This is a genomic window from Heliomicrobium sulfidophilum (genome assembly GCF_057715735.1).
Genome location: NZ_JBVTZZ010000005.1, coordinates 847251 through 863082, shown reverse-complemented (window position 1 = coordinate 863082; position 15832 = coordinate 847251). Strand labels below are relative to the sequence as shown.

Below are 15832 nucleotides of genomic sequence, written 5' to 3'. Positions count from 1 at the left end.
CGATCACCTTTGTTTAGTGAAGTGAAACGAGAGTTGGGCCTTCTGGAGACCCGGCTGGATGAACTGAGGGATTCACTTTGACCTGACGGTCAAAGAGGAACGCATCGCCGAATTGGAACAGATGATTTTGGAACCAGGCTTCTGGGACGACACGGAACGGGCCCAGAAGACGATGCAGGAACTGACAGGCATGAAGGACAAGGTGAAAGCCTACCAGGACCTGCGCAGCCAATGGGAAGACCTCTGCGTCCTGCGCGAACTGGGCGCTGAGGAGGAAGACGCCGACGCCCTCACTGAGATCGAGGCGGGGATCAAGGAGATCACGGCGGAACTGGACCGCTGGCATCTGGAACTGCTGCTCAACGGCCCCTATGACCGCAACAACGCCCTGCTCACCCTCCATGCCGGCGCTGGCGGCACAGAAGCGATGGACTGGAACGAGATGCTCCTGCGCATGTACATCCGCTGGGGCGAGAAGCGGGGCTATAAGGTGGACCTCCTCGACTCCCTCCCCGGCGACGAGGCGGGGATGAAGTCGGCCACCATCTCGGTGGCCGGGGAGAACGCCTACGGCTACTTAAAAGGCGAGATGGGCGTCCACCGCCTGGTGCGCATTTCTCCCTTCGATTCCTCGGGCCGCCGCCATACCTCCTTCGCCTCCCTGGAGGTGTTGCCTGAGGTCAGCGAAAACGACGGGGAGATCCAGATCCGGCCGGAAGATCTGAAGGTGGACACCTACCGCGCCAGCGGGGCTGGCGGCCAGCACGTCAACAAGACCGAATCAGCCGTCCGCATCACCCATATCCCCACAGGGATTGTGGTGGCCTGCCAGAGCGAGCGCTCTCAGATCCAGAACCGGGCCACGGCCATGCGCATGCTGCAAGCGAAGCTCTTCGAGCGGCAGCGACAGGAGCAGGAGGCCGAGTTCAACCGGCTGAAGGGCGACCAGCAGGACATCGCCTTCGGCAGCCAGATCCGCTCCTACGTCTTTCACCCTTACAATCTGGTCAAAGACCACCGGACGAACACCGAGGTGGGCAACGTCTACGCCGTCATGGACGGCGAACTGGACGATTTCATCTCGGCCTATCTGGTCTGGTCGACGAAGCAAGGGTAACAGGCTGTAGGGCAAATTAGCCCAGGCGCAGGTCCTGCTATGTCTGATAGATGCCGTGAACCTATAAGATAGGGACCACAGATGGTCACCATCAATTCTCACCGCATGATGCTCAAAGCCCTGTCTCCGGATCGGAGGCGGGGTTTTCTCTATTTTTGTGTAAAGTTTCCGGCTTTTTCGTTTTTCCGTGCCAAAGGACGCAGGATTTGGCTCAAATGGTGCAGAATATTGTCGAGATTGCTTGCAGTAGCGATTGCTTGTCAGGATTGCTTGTCAGAAGGGAGTATCGCAGATGAGTGAAGCCATAACTCAGCGCCTGGAGGCGACGGCCCGGCAGATCCGCCGCCACATCATCGCCATGACCCATGGGGCCAGCAGCGGCCACCCCGGCGGGTCTCTCTCGGCGGCCGACATGGTCACGGCGCTGTTTTTCAAAGAGATGCGCATCGATCCCCAAAACCCCCGGTGGCCGGAACGGGATCGCTTTGTCCTGAGCAAAGGCCATGCCGCCCCTGTCCTCTACGCCGCCCTGGCGGAGCGCGGCTTTTTCCCTGCGGAAGAGTTGAAGGGCTTGCGCCAGACCGGCCATTTCCTGCAAGGGCACCCCGATATGAAAAAAGTGCCCGGCGTCGACATGTCGACAGGGTCCCTCGGTCAGGGCTTGTCGGCCGCCGTCGGCATGGCCTTGGGTTTACGACTCGGCCATAAAGATGCCCGCGTCTGGGCGCTTCTTGGCGACGGGGAACTGCAGGAGGGCCAGGTCTGGGAGGCGGCTATGGCGGCCGCCCACTACAAGCTGGACAAGCTAGCCATTTTCATCGACGACAACGGCCTGCAGATCGACGGCCCTGTCAAAGAGGTCATGTCCAGCTACCCCATCATGGACAAGTTCCAGGCCTTCGGCTGGAATGTCCTCGAGATCGACGGCCATTCCATGCCGGCCATCCTCGACGCCATCGAAAGTGCCAAGGCGACGACAGGCCGTCCCACCTGCATCATCGCCCACACGGTCAAGGGCAAGGGCGTTTCCTTCATGGAAAACCAGGTCGGCTGGCACGGCACGGCGCCCAATGCCGAACAGGCCGCCATCGCCTTGAAGGAACTGCAGTGAGGGAGGAAGCCTGATGAAAAAGATCGCCACCCGTGACGCCTACGGGCGCGCCCTGGCCCGCCTGGGCGGAGAGAAGGCCGACGTGGTCGTCCTCGACGCCGATCTGGCCAAATCGACGAAGACCATCGACTTTGCCAAAGTCTATCCCGAACGGTTTTTCGACATGGGCATCGCCGAGCAGAACCTGATGGGAACCGCCGCCGGTTTAGCTGCCGCCGGCAAGATCCCCTTTGCCAGCACCTTCGCCATGTTCGCCACCGGCCGGGCTTTTGAACAGATCCGCAACTCTATCGCCTACCCAAAGCTGAATGTGAAGATCGCCGCCACCCACGCCGGCATCACCGTCGGCGAAGACGGCGCCTCCCACCAGACGGTGGAGGATATCGCCCTCATGCGGGTATTGCCCAACCTGACCGTCATCGTGCCGGCCGACGGCCCCGAGACGGAAGGGGCGATTCGCTGGGCCGCTGAGCACAATGGCCCTGTCTACATCCGCCTGGGCCGGCTTGGCGTGCCGGTCATCAACGATGAAGAGACTTATCAGTTCACCCCCGGCAAGGCGGTCACCCTGCGCCAGGGGAAGGATGTGGCCCTCATCGCCACCGGCCTCATGGTCAGCGTCGCCCTGGAGGCGGCGGAAGCGCTGGCTGCCGAGGGGATCGAGGCGATGGTGCTGAACATCCACACGATCAAGCCCATCGACGCCGAAACGATTGTGGCAGCGGCGGCGCAGACTGGCTGTGTCGTCACGGCGGAGGAGCACTCCGTCATCGGCGGCCTCGGCTCGGCCGTGGCTGAGGTGCTCGGCGAAAGGCGGCCCGTTCCGCTGGAGCGGGTTGGTCTGCAAGACACCTTCGGCGAATCGGGCAAGCCAGATGAACTGCTGAAGAAGTATGGCCTGACGGCGGAAACCGTCGCCGACGCCGCCCGGCGGGCGATGGCGCGGAAAGGATAGGCGAATAGGAGTGGGAATTTATCCCTTTTTGGGCGAAAAGCGTAACCCGAAAGAGGATATGACGCTTTTTTGTCGAACAACCTCCCGATGGGGGTTGTTATTTTTATGATACAGATGTTTAACGTCTCAAAGACCTATGCCAACGGGGTACAGGCGCTTGTGGACGTAAACGTTCGCATACAGAAGGGGAGCTTCGTTTTTCTTGTCGGCCCTTCCGGAGCGGGAAAATCGACCTTTACCAAGCTGATTTTCCGGGAAGAGGCGCCGACGCGGGGCCAGATCCTCTTTGACGGCCGTTCGCTCGTGCGCATGCGTGACGCGGAGATTCCTTACCTGCGCCGCCAGATCGGCGTCGTTTTCCAGGATTTTCGCCTCCTCCCCAACAGGAGCGTCTATGACAACGTGGCTTTTGCCATGGAGATTGTTGAAGCTTCGTCGAAGCGCATCCGCCAGCGGGTGCCCCAGGTGCTGGAGATGGTGGGCCTCGGCAAAAAATCCGACCTGTTGCCGAACCAGCTCTCCGGTGGCGAGCAGCAGCGCGTCTCTATCGCCCGGGCCATCGTCAACGATCCCATGCTGATCATCGCCGATGAGCCGACAGGCAACTTGGATCCGGAAACGGCTCAGGAGATCATGAACCTCCTCTTGGAGATCAATCGGCGCGGCACCACCATCATCATGGCCACCCATGCCAAAGACATCGTCGACAGCATGCGCAAACGGGTCATCGCCATCGAGGGCGGCCGCATTGTTCGCGACGAGGAGCGGGGCGCCTATGAGCAGGAGCGGGGGTTGATCCGATGAAAGTGCAGACCTTCGGCTATTTTTTTCGGGAAGCCTTCCGGTCCATGTGGCAAAACGGCTGGATGAGCGTCGCCTCGATCTCGACGGTGACCATCTCCCTGCTGATCCTAGGCATCTCCTTGCTCTTGGTGATGAACACCAACTACGCCGCCGCCACCATCGAGTCGGATCTGGAGATCGTCTTGTCCCTGAAAAACGATATCGACGCCAAGCAGACCCAGGTCGTGGCCGACAAGCTGCGCGGAAACAGCCGCGTGGCTGAGGTGGTCTTTGTCTCGAAACAGGAAGCCATGGTCGCCATGCGCAAGCAGGTGAGGCCCGAGCTTTTGCGCGCCCTCGGTGAAGACAACCCTTTCCCGGATCAGTTTAAGGTGAAGACGAAGGATCCCAACGATGTGGTTTCCCTTGCCGAGGAGTTCGGCAAGATACCTGGCGTTGAATTCGTGAAATACGGCCAAGGTGTCGTGGAGCGGTTGCTCCAACTGACCCAGTGGGTCCGCGTCGTCGGCTTGTCGGTGATGGGCCTGATCGGCCTGGCTGCCATCTTCCTGATCTCAACGACGATCCGCTTAACGGTCTTCGCCCGCCGCCGTGAGATCAACATTATGAAATTCGTCGGCGCCACCAACTGGTTCATCCGCTGGCCTTTTTTGCTGGAAGGCACTTTTCTGGGACTGATCGGTTCTTTGTTGGCGGTCGTTCTGGTCTACGCCCTGTATACGCCCGTAGCTGAATATGTGCGCACATCGCTGCCCTTCGTCCCCCTGCGGGTCGACAGCGGCTTTTTGCTGACCATCAGCCAGATCATCCTGGCCTCGGGCGTTTTCATCGGCGCCCTGGGCAGCAGCATCTCTTTGCGCAAGTTTTTGAAGGTGTAAACCGGAACGGAGCGACCCGAGCCGAAGGGAGTAAAAAAACCGAACCGAGCAAGCAAAAAAGCGAATGACGAGAATCGCCTGTCATAGAGATTGTCCGAGTGAAGGGAAAGGAGAGGACCGATGGGACAGCGCCTGATCCGCAGCTTTGCCGCCGGCCTGGCGGTGACTGTCTTGCTGGGCATCGCCATGCCCGGTGTCCGCCTGTTACCGGACGGTGTCGCCGCCGCCGACGAACTGCAGAGCAAGCAACAGGAATTGGACGAAGTGCGTGGCATGATCGAAAATACCCGGCGCGAGCTGCGAGCCAAAGAGCAGGAGCGCAAGGGTGTGCTGAGCAAGCTGACGGCCGTCAAAAATGAGATGAACCGTACCGAGGTGGCCCTCAACGACCTGAACCGCAAGGTAAAGGATGTGGAAGGGCGCATCACGACGGCCGAAAAAGAGATTGCCGCCGCCCAGAAGCGTCAGGCGACCCAGACGGACGCCTTAAAGGCGCGCCTCAAAGATATGTACATCAACGGCAGCGTCTCCTACCTCGACGTGATCCTGCAAGCGAACAGCTTCACGGACTTTTTGACCCGCATGGATCTGTTGGAGAAGATCGTCGAAAGCGACGCCCGCCTGATCGCCGCGATCGAGGCGGAAGAGAAGGCCATCGCCGAGCGCAAGGCCGACCTGGAGGCGCGGCGCAGCGAACTGGCTCAACTTCGGGAACAGACGGCGGCGCAGAAGGTGGTCCTGGCTCAGCAGACCCAGGAGACCCAGCAGGTGCTCGCCCAGGTGGTCAACGAAAAAGAATCTATCGAACGCATGCTCGATGAAGAGGAGGCCGCCTCTCGCCGACTGGAGTCGGTCATCCGGGCCATGCAGAGCAAGTCAAACCGGCCCAAGATGGGCAGCGGGCCCATGACCCACCCCGTTCCCAACAACACCAACGTCTCCTCCCCCTACGGGCCGCGCATCCATCCCGTCTTGAAGCAGTCTCGCTTCCACACGGGTGTCGACTTCCCGGCGCCGACGGGCACGGCGATCCATGCTGCCCAAACGGGCGTCATCTCCATGGCCGGGTACTACGGCGCCTACGGCAACACGGTGATCATCGACCATGGCGGCGGGACGGTGACGCTCTACGGCCATATGTCGGTGATCGGCGTCAGCGAAGGCCAGACGGTGCAGAAGGGCGACGTGATCGGGCAGGTCGGTTCGACCGGCTGGAGCACGGGGCCGCACCTGCACTTTGAGGTGCGCGTTAACGGCAACCATACGAACCCCATGCCCTATATCGGCGGCTGATTCTCGCATAAAGGGCCGTCCATGCGAATAGAGTTAAGAGAAGCGCAAAAACATGTAAGGTGGTTGAACGCATTGGCCGGTCGTTCGAGAGGCCTTGTCCTCACTATCGTCGTTGTCCTCCTCCTGAGCATCCTCATGACCGGTTCCCTTGCGGTGTATACGCTCGGTGACGCCCAGAACGTGGTCAACCTGATCAAGGTCGTCCGCCTGGTGACGACAGAGTATCTTGAACCGGTGTCGATCAACGACCTGGTCAACGGGGCCATGAAAGGCATGGTGGCCTCATTAAAGGACCCCTACTCGGTCTTTATGGAGCCGCAGGAATACAAGCATCTGACCGAACAGATCGAAGGCGCTTTCACGGGGATCGGCGTCTACATCAGCAAAAAAGAGACGAACCAGATGGTCGTCGTGTCGCCCATCAAGGGCGGACCGGCCGAGCGGGCCGGCCTCAAGTCGGGCGACGTGATCGTCAAGGTCAACGGCGAAGATGTGGCCGACATGGATGTCGATGTGGCCGTCTCCAAGATCAAGGGGCCGGAAGGAACTGAGGTCAACTTGACCATTTTCCGGGAAACGACGAAGAGCTTCCTCGACTTCAAGATCAACCGGGAAAAGGTCAGCATCCCCGTCGTCACGGCGGAGACGGCCAAGAGTGACAACCGCGTCGGCGTCCTCCGCATCACCCAGTTCAACATGACCGCCTCCGGCGAGGTCGACCGGGCCATCCAGAGCTTCAAGGAGAAAAAGATCAAAGGGATCATCATGGACCTGCGCGACAACCCCGGCGGCGAACTGGGCGCAGCCGTCAACATCGCCTCCCACTTCGTCCCGCAGGGGCTGGTCGTCTCGGTGGTCGATCGAAACGGCGGCAGCGAGACCTATCAGACGACACGGGATTACATCAACATCCCCGTTGTGGTGCTGATCAATGGCGGCTCGGCGAGCGCCTCCGAGATCGTGGCCGGCGCCATCAAAGACAGCGGCACCGGCGCCCTGGTGGGCACGAAGACCTTCGGCAAGGGCGTCGTCCAGTCCCTCATCCCCCTCACCGGCGGCTCCGGCGTCAAGCTGACCATCGCCAAGTACCTGACGCCGAAAGGCAACGACATCCACAAGATCGGCATCGAGCCCGATGTGAAGGTGGAACCGGACAAGAACAGCGCCTCCGCCCATAACAATGGGGAGGAAGGCGATCCCCAGTTCGATAAAGCCCTGGAAACCCTGCACACCATGATGAAATAAAGGCGGATAATGGCCAATTAAAACGCATAAAGGCGGGCGGTTTCTGAGATGGAACCTTGGGATCTGCTCCGGCTCGTCCTGGAGGCAATGGAAATCCTCCTCTTGCAACCGCAGGAATACCCATCCTTTTGGGTATTCCTTTTCATCATTGCCCTCCTGTACCGGCGACAGAGCCGGATGAAGGCGGAGATGTTTCAACTGGAGCCAGAAGGCTGGTGGCGGCCGCTGCTCTTTTCGGCCGTCTATGGTGTGATCGCCGGCTTCATCGGCTCCCTGCTGATGCTTGCCTTCGGGATCACCATCGTCGCCGAAGGCTTCATCTATCTCCTGCCGCTGGCCTTGCTGCTGGCGGTGATCAACACGCGCTACATGTGCTACGCCTATGCGGGCGGTCTGATCTCCCTGGCGGCCATCGTCATGGGCTGGCGCGAGGTCAGCGCTGCCCAGATCATGGGTCTCGTCGCCATCTTGCACTTGGTGGAGGCTTTGCTGATCTACCTTTCCGGCCACTTGAGCCGTCTCCCCGTCTTCATCGCCCATCGGCGGGGAATGACGGTGGGCGCTTACAATCTGCAGAGCTTCTGGCCCATCCCGCTGCTGGTGCTGACGCTGCTGCCGATCCCGCTGGACAGCGGCCTTCCCTGGCAGGAGATCGCCACACCGGACTGGTGGCCCCTGATCCAGCAGCCTCCGATCGACTATGACGCGGCCAAAGAGGTCGCCGTCCTCTTCCCGTTGCCCATCGTGGCCCTCCTCGGCTATGGCGACCTGGCCGTCACCCGCCAGCCGGAGGCGCACGCCCGCCGTTCGGCAAAGCTGCTGGCCCTTTACAGCGCCATCCTGCTGGTCCTCGCCGTCGTCGCCTCCAACTTTCCCACCCTGGCGATCCTTCCGGCCCTCTTCGGCCCCCTCGGCCATGAGGCCTTGATCCTCTGGAGCCAGCGGCGCGAGATGAGCGGCCCGCCGTTGTTCATCCCTTCGCTGCAAGGGATGCGGGTCCTCGACACCGGTGTCGGCACGCCGGCGGAAAAGCTGGGCCTGCGCGCCGGCGATGTGGTGGGGCGGATCAACGGCATGACCGTCCAGTCGAAGCGGGATATGGCCATCGCATTGTCCTGGTCGCCCATCGATGTGGACGTGGACTACCTGCCCGGCGGAAAAGGGCCGGCCTGGCGGCGCGGGAGTGTCACCAAGGGGTGGAACGAGCCGCTCGGCCTCATCGCCGCGCCCGATCCGGAGGAACCTCCGCTGGTGACGTTGCAGACGAGCGGGGGGATTTTGACACGTCCGCTGGCGAGGTTGGTGGAGGCGTGGAGGCGGAGGAAGAAGTGAAGAGAGATCTGTAGCCCCCCCATGGCAGGGTCCCCTCTACAATGGGTTGCAGCAAAAAAGCTGACACCGTCTACCGATGTCAGCTCTCTTAAAATTTCCTACTATCCACGTTACCCCCGCATTCCCAGGTTGAAACTGAGCACTTCCAGGTTTACCGTCAGGTCGATATTGCGGACCTCCACCTCGGGCGGTACGTTGAGGACTGTCGGGGCGAAGTTGATGATGGCGGTGATGCCCGCTGCGATCAGCGCTTCGGCCACCTGCTGGGCCGAGGCGGAGGGGACGGTGATAATGCCGATGCGAATATCCTTTTCTTGCACGACTTCGGCCAGCTTGTCCATGGGCAGGACGGACAGGCCGTTGGGCAACTCGCCCTGATTTGCCGGGTTGGCGTCAAAGAGGGCGATCACGTCAAAGCCGCGATCCTGGAGGCCTCTGTAGCCGGACATGGCGAGGCCCAGGTGGCCGGCGCCGATGATCACGACAGGCCAGACCTGATTGACGCAGAGCAGTTTATCCACTTGGGAGCACAATTCTTTGACACGGTAGCCGACACCGCGGATGCCGAACTCGCCAAAGTAGGAGAGGTCCTTGCGGACCTGAGCCGAGGGGATGCCGACGGCGGCGCCGATCTCATCGGAAGATATTATGTCAATGCCTTTGCTGCTAGCCTGATTCAGAAAACGAGAGTACAGTGAGAGCCGGACAACGGTCGGTTCAGGGATCTTTAACATTTTCATCTGGGAAACCTCCGGTTGCGTTTGTACTTTTAGGTCTAGCATTATATCTTTAGTATAATACAAATAAAATGCCGAGCATAGCGTAACTCATCGCAATTACCTCAAAAAACATTTCAATATCCTTACACAGGCAGATTTTCGTTGATGCATCCATTGGTTCAAAACCGACAAGGGGAGGCTCCATGTTTCCGATTCTTTGGAGAAAGGATGGCGACTCGGTGCGCTTTCTTCCAAAGAGTAAGACGCTTGCAGGAATCGAAGCGATCATCTCGAAATGGGTATGAGTAGACGGAGCGGTTCGGCCAGAAGCGCTTTTTCGCCAGCAGTGCCTCGATAAAAGCGCTGTTTGGATGGCACACGCGATGAGTAGAAAACGCCCGTCTCAAGTGAAGGGTATCATTCTTCCTTGTTGCAATGAATCCCCTTATTTTTACTGGTTGCTTTCAAAAGTCGTACAGGGAGGTTCACCTATGTTTTGGCGCAAATCGACTGATGAATCGGAACTCCGCCTCTACACGGGACCGAAACCGACGATCTCGCTGCAAGACCCCTCCTTTCAACTGTCCGTCCGTTTCATCAAGCTAACGCCCGAGCAACTGGAACTGCTGCAGGAGATTCGCCCCATCCTGGAAAAGAACGCCGACGCAGCGGTAGAGGCCTTCTACGGCCACCTCGGCACGATGCCCGAGATGCGCGAGTTTATCGAGCGCAACACCACTGTCGACCGGTTGAAGAAGACCATGCGCAACTACATCCTCAGCCTGGCGCCGATGAAGGTCGATGACAACTATGTCGTCGAGCGCTATAAGATCGGCAAGGTTCATGACCGCATCTCCCTGCCGCCTTACTGGTTTACATCGGCCTACCAGTTGCATCATAACTTCCTCATCCCCAAAATCATGGACGCCTACAAGGACAAGGAGCGGGCAAAAAAGGCCGTCACCGCCCTGTTGACGATCACCAACCTGGACCAGCAGCTTGCCATGAGCAGTTACATCGAGAGCTATACCTCGGGCCTGTCCAAAAAAGAAGAGTTGGAAAAGATCCTGAACAACCTCACGTCGCTGCAGCAGCAGGTCAACGACTCCAGCCAGAGCCTGGCGGCGACGGCCGAGGAAACGGCCGCGTCGGCGGCCCACATGTCCACCTCGGCCGAACGGATCACCCGCAATGTGAGTGAGGCGGCCAAGCACTCCGCTGAGGTCGTCACCCTGGCCAGGGGCGGCGAGGGCCAGTTGAAGGAAGCCGTCCAGGCGATCCAGGAACTGTCTCAACTGATGCTGGACATGAAGCAGAAGATCGCCGCCCTCGATGTGAGCTCTGAGAAGATCTCCTCCATCGCCGAGGTGATCCAGGGCATCGCCTCCCAGACCAACCTGCTGGCCCTGAACGCCGCCATCGAATCGGCCCGTGCCGGCGAACACGGACGCGGCTTCAACGTCGTCGCCCAGGAAGTGAAGAAGCTCGCCGGCAGCTCAGAACAGTCGGTGAAAGAGATTGCCGAGATGATCCAGGTGTCGCGCAACCACACGGCCGATGTGAGCGGCTCCATGGAGCAAAACGCCAAATCGATGGAGCGCGTCAACGAACTGGTGGACAAGGTGGTCCAGGGCTTCGCCCGCATCCTCGAATCGATCGCCCTCAACCAGGAGCAGATGCGCCAGATCTCCGATGAGGTGGTCACGCTCAGCACGACGGCCCATGAGATCGAAAACGCCTCTGAGTCGGTCGCTCATTCGGCGGAAGATCTAGCGATGATGGCCCAGGAGATAAAATAGCCCAGAGCCGGTATGATAAAAAAGCCCCGGAGACGCCCCGACTTTTGGTCAGGTGTCATCCGGGGCTTTTTTCATCTCAATCTCAAGGCGTTGCCGCAAACGCCGCTGTCTCAGGCCGTGCAAGGCGGCGCCCAGCAGACAGAGGAGCGCGATAAGCCAGAAACCGATCTGTCCGGAAAGAAAAAGGAGGCTGTCGACGATCAAGGAAAGGGTGAAGGAGACCAGTTCTTGTAAGAGGAAGAAGTAGAAGCGCCAGAGTTCTGCGTTCTGGAACATGGCTGACCATCTCCCCGGGCGTACCTTTCTTCCGAACCGCTGAGGCGATTGGTGACGCTATTGTCCCTCTGGCCGATTTGCCTTAATCGCCGCAAGTGGTGGGAAAAAACGGCGCTTGCCCCGGACGGCGCGTCTCTGACTGCCTCAGCGCGCGAGCAAAGCCGCGGCAAGCGCGCCAGCGAGAAGCCTCGTGGACCTTGTGGTGCACGAAAGGATAGCAGAGAGATAAATCAGGCAAAAGGAGGTCGCTTAGAGGGATCGTTTCAACAGGGCCAGTTCAGCCCGGATCCGCTCCGCCGCCGCCACGTCAAAATCGACGTCGAGCGCTGCCAGCAGGCTGGCGTAGTGGTCAGCGACGGCCTGCTGCGCTCGCTGGCGTCCTTGTTCCAGCGTCTTCGCCAACAAGGGCGCGTAGGTGTCCTTGACAACGACCGAGGCGTCAGCCAGATAGGCTTGCACAGGAGAGCGGAGGGTTTCTTCCAGTTGGGACCGGAGACGGTTGCGGCCCGATCCTTCGAAGAATTCTCGCGGGTTGCTGATGCCGTTGGGGAGAATGCGCAGCCCATCGGTGCGGGAGAGGGAGAGCCGCTCCGGTATCTCCAGCGCAGGCAAGGCGGCCGGCTCATAGTCCGGCAGGGCGCAGCGGGAGTCGATGGCCCCGACCGACTGGGCCAGCTTGTTCCGGTACTGACCGGCGCGCTTGTGGATGAACTGTTCCAGGCGCAGCGAAGTCGCCCGGATCTCCTGGGCCAGCTCTTTTTCCAGGGTTTGTAGCAACTCCTCCAGGCAGTGTTGCATGCCCTTTTTCGTAATGTTGCCGCGGGAATCCTGAAGCACCGAGGGGTTGAAATAGCGATCGAAGAGATCGCCAAAGCGGTAGAAGACCCGCTGGTTGACATAGTAGATCAGTTCATCGGCTTCCTTGTCCAGCAGGTCCCGGTCGGCGTCGACGCTGACGGCGCTGACGGCCCGTTCCGCATCGAGGCGGGTGGTCTCGCAGGCGGCCCGTTTTCTCCGGCGAGCCGATACGTCCAGGTGGGCCGCTTCGATCACATCATCGAGACTGGCCAAGCAGCGAGCCATGTCACCTTCGGCGGCAGAGACGGCGATCTGGGTCAATTCATGGAGGGTGAAGCCGTAAAAATCGGCTTCAAAGCGGTCATAGCCGGAGAGAGAAAACCCTGCCGACCAGGGGAGTAAATCGTCGCTGCCAGTGTACCTCTCATCGATGCCGACGTTCTGGCTAACGCTGCCGGTTTGACCTTCGTTGCCGAGCGGGTCGACGCTGCCGGAGCTGCCCGCGCCGCCTACGTTGACCACGCCGCCGGACTCCCTTCCGTCGCGGTTCCCTTCCCTGACCCTAGCGAGCGACTCGGTCCGCTGCCGGTAGGTCTTTTCCTGGGAGACTGTCAAGAGGCCGAGCGCCCCCAGGCGGGCGAGCAACGCCGTCTGGCTGGAGACGGTGTAGAGGCGGGGGTTGCGGATGCCGCAGGCGGCGATCCGCTCGGTCACATGGCGTTGGACCTCGGTCAGTTCGCTGGCGCTGCGGGCCAGGTCGGCGGCGTTGATCAGGAAGAACATCTTGTCCAGGCCGAAGCTGTCCTTCACCCGACCCAATTGGAAAAGGAAGTCCCGGTCGGCATGGGAGAAGGCGCTGTTGAAGTAGGTGACGAAGAGGATGGCGTCGGCGTTTTTGATGTAGTCGAAGGCGACGCCTGTATGGCGGGCGTTGATCGAGTCGGCGCCGGGCGTGTCGACGAGCATGACGCCGCGGGCGGTCAGAGGGCACTGGTAGTAGAGTTCGATCCACTCGACGAAACAGGCTTTTTCCTCGCTGGCCACATAGTCGTGGAAGGCGTCCAGGTCGATGACCAGCTCCTCGCCGAGGCGGCCCTCGACGGCGCCGATGCCGCGGGCAACAGCCCGGAGGAAAGAGTAGTGGGGCTTCGCCGTCGGGTGGATGTCGCCAGGGGCGATTTCATGGAGCCGCCGCAGCGCCTCGGCCATGTTCGAAGCGGCTAAATCGCAGGCGCTGAGGGAGTGAAGGACATCACTCTCGATGTCGGCGGCTGTTTTCAGGCGGACCCGCACCGTGCCATGGGGGTTCTGCTCGTTCGGGGGGAGGATCTTGTTGATGGCCGCTGTCGTCGGGTTGGGCGAAACGGGCAGCACGGGGCGGCCGAGCAGGGCGTTGGCCACCGATGACTTGCCGGCGCTGAAGGCACCGAAGAGGGCGACCGTGAAGATGTTTTTCTCTAGCCGTTCCGCCCGCGCGGTGAGTCCTTCGGCGATATGAGCGAAACCGGGCAGGGGCGTGACGGCGCTGGCGCAGCGGCGCAAACGTTGGGCCGTTTGCGGAAGAAGTGGCGGGGCGCCGTCGGCGGGGTCCGATGCGTTGGTGAGGTCAGGCGATGAGTCGGAAGCCATCGCGCCGAAGGCCGGATCAAGAGCGGAAGCATCACTGGGGTCGCTGGCACGCGCTGGCGCTGACTGTTCCCGCAATGCCTGACCTAGACCGGCCAGGGGATCGGGTCGGTTCTCGCAGGCCTCTGCCGTTTTTTCCGTTTTCTGAGAGAGATCGTTCACCCCGATGGTAATGTCGACAGATTCCGGCGAAGGGGAGAGCAGAGCTTCCACCGGAGTGATTTCCGGCAGGCCGCGTTGCAACGATGCCAGCAGTTCTTCCCGGATTTTGCGCTCCTCCTGATCCAGGCGGTCGAGTGTCTTGACGGCGTCGGCCAGGGACTGCAAGGGCTCGAGCTGGCGCAATAAGTGGTCACGCTGCTCGGCAGTGGCTTTTTCGGCCAGTTGGACGGCCTCTTCAGCCAGGGCGAGGGCTTCCCGGCGGTAGAGGGATTTTACCTCAGCGGCGATGTCGCGGGTGTAGTTGTGGATGTACTCGTTGCCGGCTACGGCGCCTTCGCGGACCACCCGGGCGAGCAAGTCCGCCCCCCAGTGGACGGTGAGGCTGTTGGCGCGCTGCAGGTAATCGCTGCTCGTCACGCCGTGGCTTTCGGCGACGCGGGAGAGAACGTCACGCAGGTGCCATTCCAGTTGTGTGGAGACATGCTGGCGAAAATCGGCATGGACCGCCTCCAGTCGGGCGGCGATCTCTTTTTTTGTCTTTTCCCCGGAGAAGAGGAAGCCCACTTTGAAGCCGGGGCTGCGGCTTTCCAGGTAGCGGCGGGCCAGTTCCGATGTGGTGTGCGGGGTGATGCGGGCATTTTCCACGACTCGGCGGATCTCCTGATCCAGTTCCTCCTGCAGGCGCTGGGGCGCCCGCTCCAGTTCATCGATCTGGCGGCTCACCTGCCCGTAGGTTCGCAGGGCCTCTTCCAGGTCTTCCGTCTGATCAAGGAGGTCTTGCAGGCGCTGGCGGTCGTCCTTGTGGGCGTCGGCAAGGCGCCGATTGTGGTCGTCGACCAATTGCCGGGCTGCCGGCAGGACGGAGGCGATGAGCAGTTCCTCTTCATGGCGGAAGAGATCCTGGATGCGCGCCTTCAGGCGGGAAAGTTCGTTCTCTGGGTGGTCTGCGTCGGCGAGGCTGGTGAAGAAGAGGCCCTCCGGTCGGATGTCCCAGGCGGCAAAGCCTGCCGCTGAGCTGCGCCGGAAGTAGTCAAAGTCGAGTTCGAAGTCACAGTGTTTGTCGATCTGGTTGACGACGAGAAAGACCGGTTTGCCCCGTTCTTTGAGCCGCTTGGTGAAGGAGAAGTTGATCTCTGACTGGACATGGTTGTAATCCATGACGTAAAAGATGACGTCGGCGGCGACGATGGCCGGATCCTCGGCCAAGCGGCGGGCGGCTTCGGCCGAATCGACGCCCGGCGTGTCCAAGAGGTCGACTGAGGCGCCGAAGAGGTCGATGGGCAGGGCGATATCGACGGAGTGGGTGTCAGCGCCGTCGAGGCAGTGTTCTTGCACCCCCGAGAGGTTGGCGAAGAGGTCCAGTTCGACCGTCTCGCCGCTTTTGAGCCGCGCCCGGGCGGCAGCCGGTCCCGAACTGACGGTGACGATGTTGGCGCTCGAAGGGATGGGGCTCGTCGGCAGGATTTCCTCGCCGATCAAGGCGTTGATCAGGGCCGATTTTCCGCCGGATACATGGCCGCAAAAGGCGATGCGCAACTGCCGCCGGCGCAGTTTCCCGATCAGGGTCTCGGCGGCGTAGGCGGCGTGCTCGTCGCGGTCCTGGCGAAAGCGGACGGCCAGGTTCTCCAGCCGTTCGATCAGCACCGGGATGACCGCCGATGCCGCTTGAGGAGTATGGGTCAACTTCACGCACCTACTTGACAAAATAATATCGAAA

12 protein-coding genes are annotated in these 15832 nt (G+C 60.7%); 9 read left to right on the top strand and 3 right to left on the bottom strand.

Going from position 1 to position 15832, the window contains the following annotated elements; translation table 11 throughout:
- Positions 1 to 9 precede the first annotated feature (9 nt).
- The 8 genes from prfB (at position 10) to AC0CW1_RS09830 (ending at position 8735) form a co-directional block, all read left to right on the top strand.
- A protein-coding gene (gene prfB / locus AC0CW1_RS09865) for a peptide chain release factor 2 (protein ID WP_488182888.1) occupies positions 10 to 1117 on the top strand; the annotation gives its coding sequence in 2 pieces (ribosomal slippage) (positions 10 to 78 and positions 80 to 1117; 1107 coding nt in all).
- Positions 1118 to 1409: 292 nt separating this feature from the next.
- Positions 1410 to 2228: a transketolase gene (locus AC0CW1_RS09860; RefSeq protein ID WP_488182887.1), complete on the top strand. Its 819-nt coding sequence runs from the start codon at positions 1410 to 1412 to the stop codon at positions 2226 to 2228.
- 10 nt (positions 2229 to 2238) lie between these two features.
- Positions 2239 to 3183: a transketolase family protein gene (locus AC0CW1_RS09855; RefSeq protein WP_488184125.1), complete on the top strand. Its 945-nt coding sequence runs from the start codon at positions 2239 to 2241 to the stop codon at positions 3181 to 3183.
- Positions 3184 to 3288: 105 nt separating this feature from the next.
- Positions 3289 to 3987: a cell division ATP-binding protein FtsE gene (ftsE, locus tag AC0CW1_RS09850; protein ID WP_488182886.1), complete on the top strand. Its 699-nt coding sequence runs from the start codon at positions 3289 to 3291 to the stop codon at positions 3985 to 3987.
- Positions 3984 to 4865: a permease-like cell division protein FtsX gene (ftsX, locus tag AC0CW1_RS09845; protein ID WP_488182885.1), complete on the top strand. Its 882-nt coding sequence runs from the start codon at positions 3984 to 3986 to the stop codon at positions 4863 to 4865. Before ftsE ends, ftsX begins: the two co-directional genes overlap by 4 nt.
- Before the next feature lie 120 nt (positions 4866 to 4985).
- Positions 4986 to 6158 (top strand): murein hydrolase activator EnvC family protein, encoded by a 1173-nt coding sequence (locus AC0CW1_RS09840; RefSeq protein ID WP_488182884.1) that lies wholly within the window; start codon positions 4986 to 4988, stop codon positions 6156 to 6158.
- Positions 6159 to 6230: 72 nt separating this feature from the next.
- Positions 6231 to 7403, top strand: a complete 1173-nt coding sequence (locus AC0CW1_RS09835; protein WP_488182883.1) for a S41 family peptidase — start codon at positions 6231 to 6233, stop codon at positions 7401 to 7403.
- A gap of 48 nt (positions 7404 to 7451) precedes the next feature.
- Entirely contained in the window at positions 7452 to 8735 is a 1284-nt protein-coding gene (locus AC0CW1_RS09830; protein ID WP_488182882.1) for a PDZ domain-containing protein, read from the top strand.
- 110 nt (positions 8736 to 8845) lie between these two features.
- Here the strand turns inward: AC0CW1_RS09830 and AC0CW1_RS09825 are convergent, their stop codons facing one another.
- Positions 8846 to 9475, bottom strand: coding sequence for a redox-sensing transcriptional repressor Rex (locus AC0CW1_RS09825; RefSeq protein ID WP_488182881.1), 630 nt, complete (start codon positions 9473 to 9475; stop codon positions 8846 to 8848).
- 470 nt (positions 9476 to 9945) lie between these two features.
- Here AC0CW1_RS09825 and AC0CW1_RS09820 point away from each other — a divergent pair, with 470 nt between their 5' ends.
- Positions 9946 to 11253 carry a protoglobin domain-containing protein gene (locus tag AC0CW1_RS09820; RefSeq protein WP_488182880.1) on the top strand — a complete coding sequence of 436 codons (1308 nt, stop codon included), beginning with the start codon at positions 9946 to 9948 and terminating at the stop codon, positions 11251 to 11253.
- Positions 11254 to 11301: 48 nt separating this feature from the next.
- Here AC0CW1_RS09820 and AC0CW1_RS09815 read toward each other — a convergent pair whose 3' ends face one another.
- Complete coding sequence (locus AC0CW1_RS09815; protein WP_488182879.1) at positions 11302 to 11529, bottom strand: hypothetical protein; 228 nt, start codon at positions 11527 to 11529, stop codon at positions 11302 to 11304.
- Between the two features lie 249 nt (positions 11530 to 11778).
- On the bottom strand, positions 11779 to 15798 hold the full coding sequence (locus AC0CW1_RS09810; RefSeq protein WP_488182878.1) for a dynamin family protein: 4020 nt from the start codon (positions 15796 to 15798) through the stop codon (positions 11779 to 11781).
- Positions 15799 to 15832 lie beyond the last annotated feature (34 nt).

Coding starts and splice junctions, on each gene's coding strand:
- AC0CW1_RS09860 (WP_488182887.1), top strand. CDS start 1,410: ATGAGTGAAGCCATAACTCAGCGCCTGGAGGCGACGGCCCGGCAGATC.
- ftsE (WP_488182886.1), top strand. CDS start 3,289: ATGATACAGATGTTTAACGTCTCAAAGACCTATGCCAACGGGGTACAG.
- ftsX (WP_488182885.1), top strand. CDS start 3,984: ATGAAAGTGCAGACCTTCGGCTATTTTTTTCGGGAAGCCTTCCGGTCC.
- AC0CW1_RS09840 (WP_488182884.1), top strand. CDS start 4,986: ATGGGACAGCGCCTGATCCGCAGCTTTGCCGCCGGCCTGGCGGTGACT.
- AC0CW1_RS09830 (WP_488182882.1), top strand. CDS start 7,452: ATGGAACCTTGGGATCTGCTCCGGCTCGTCCTGGAGGCAATGGAAATC.
- AC0CW1_RS09825 (WP_488182881.1), bottom strand. CDS start 9,475: ATGAAAATGTTAAAGATCCCTGAACCGACCGTTGTCCGGCTCTCACTG.
- AC0CW1_RS09820 (WP_488182880.1), top strand. CDS start 9,946: ATGTTTTGGCGCAAATCGACTGATGAATCGGAACTCCGCCTCTACACG.
- AC0CW1_RS09815 (WP_488182879.1), bottom strand. CDS start 11,529: ATGTTCCAGAACGCAGAACTCTGGCGCTTCTACTTCTTCCTCTTACAA.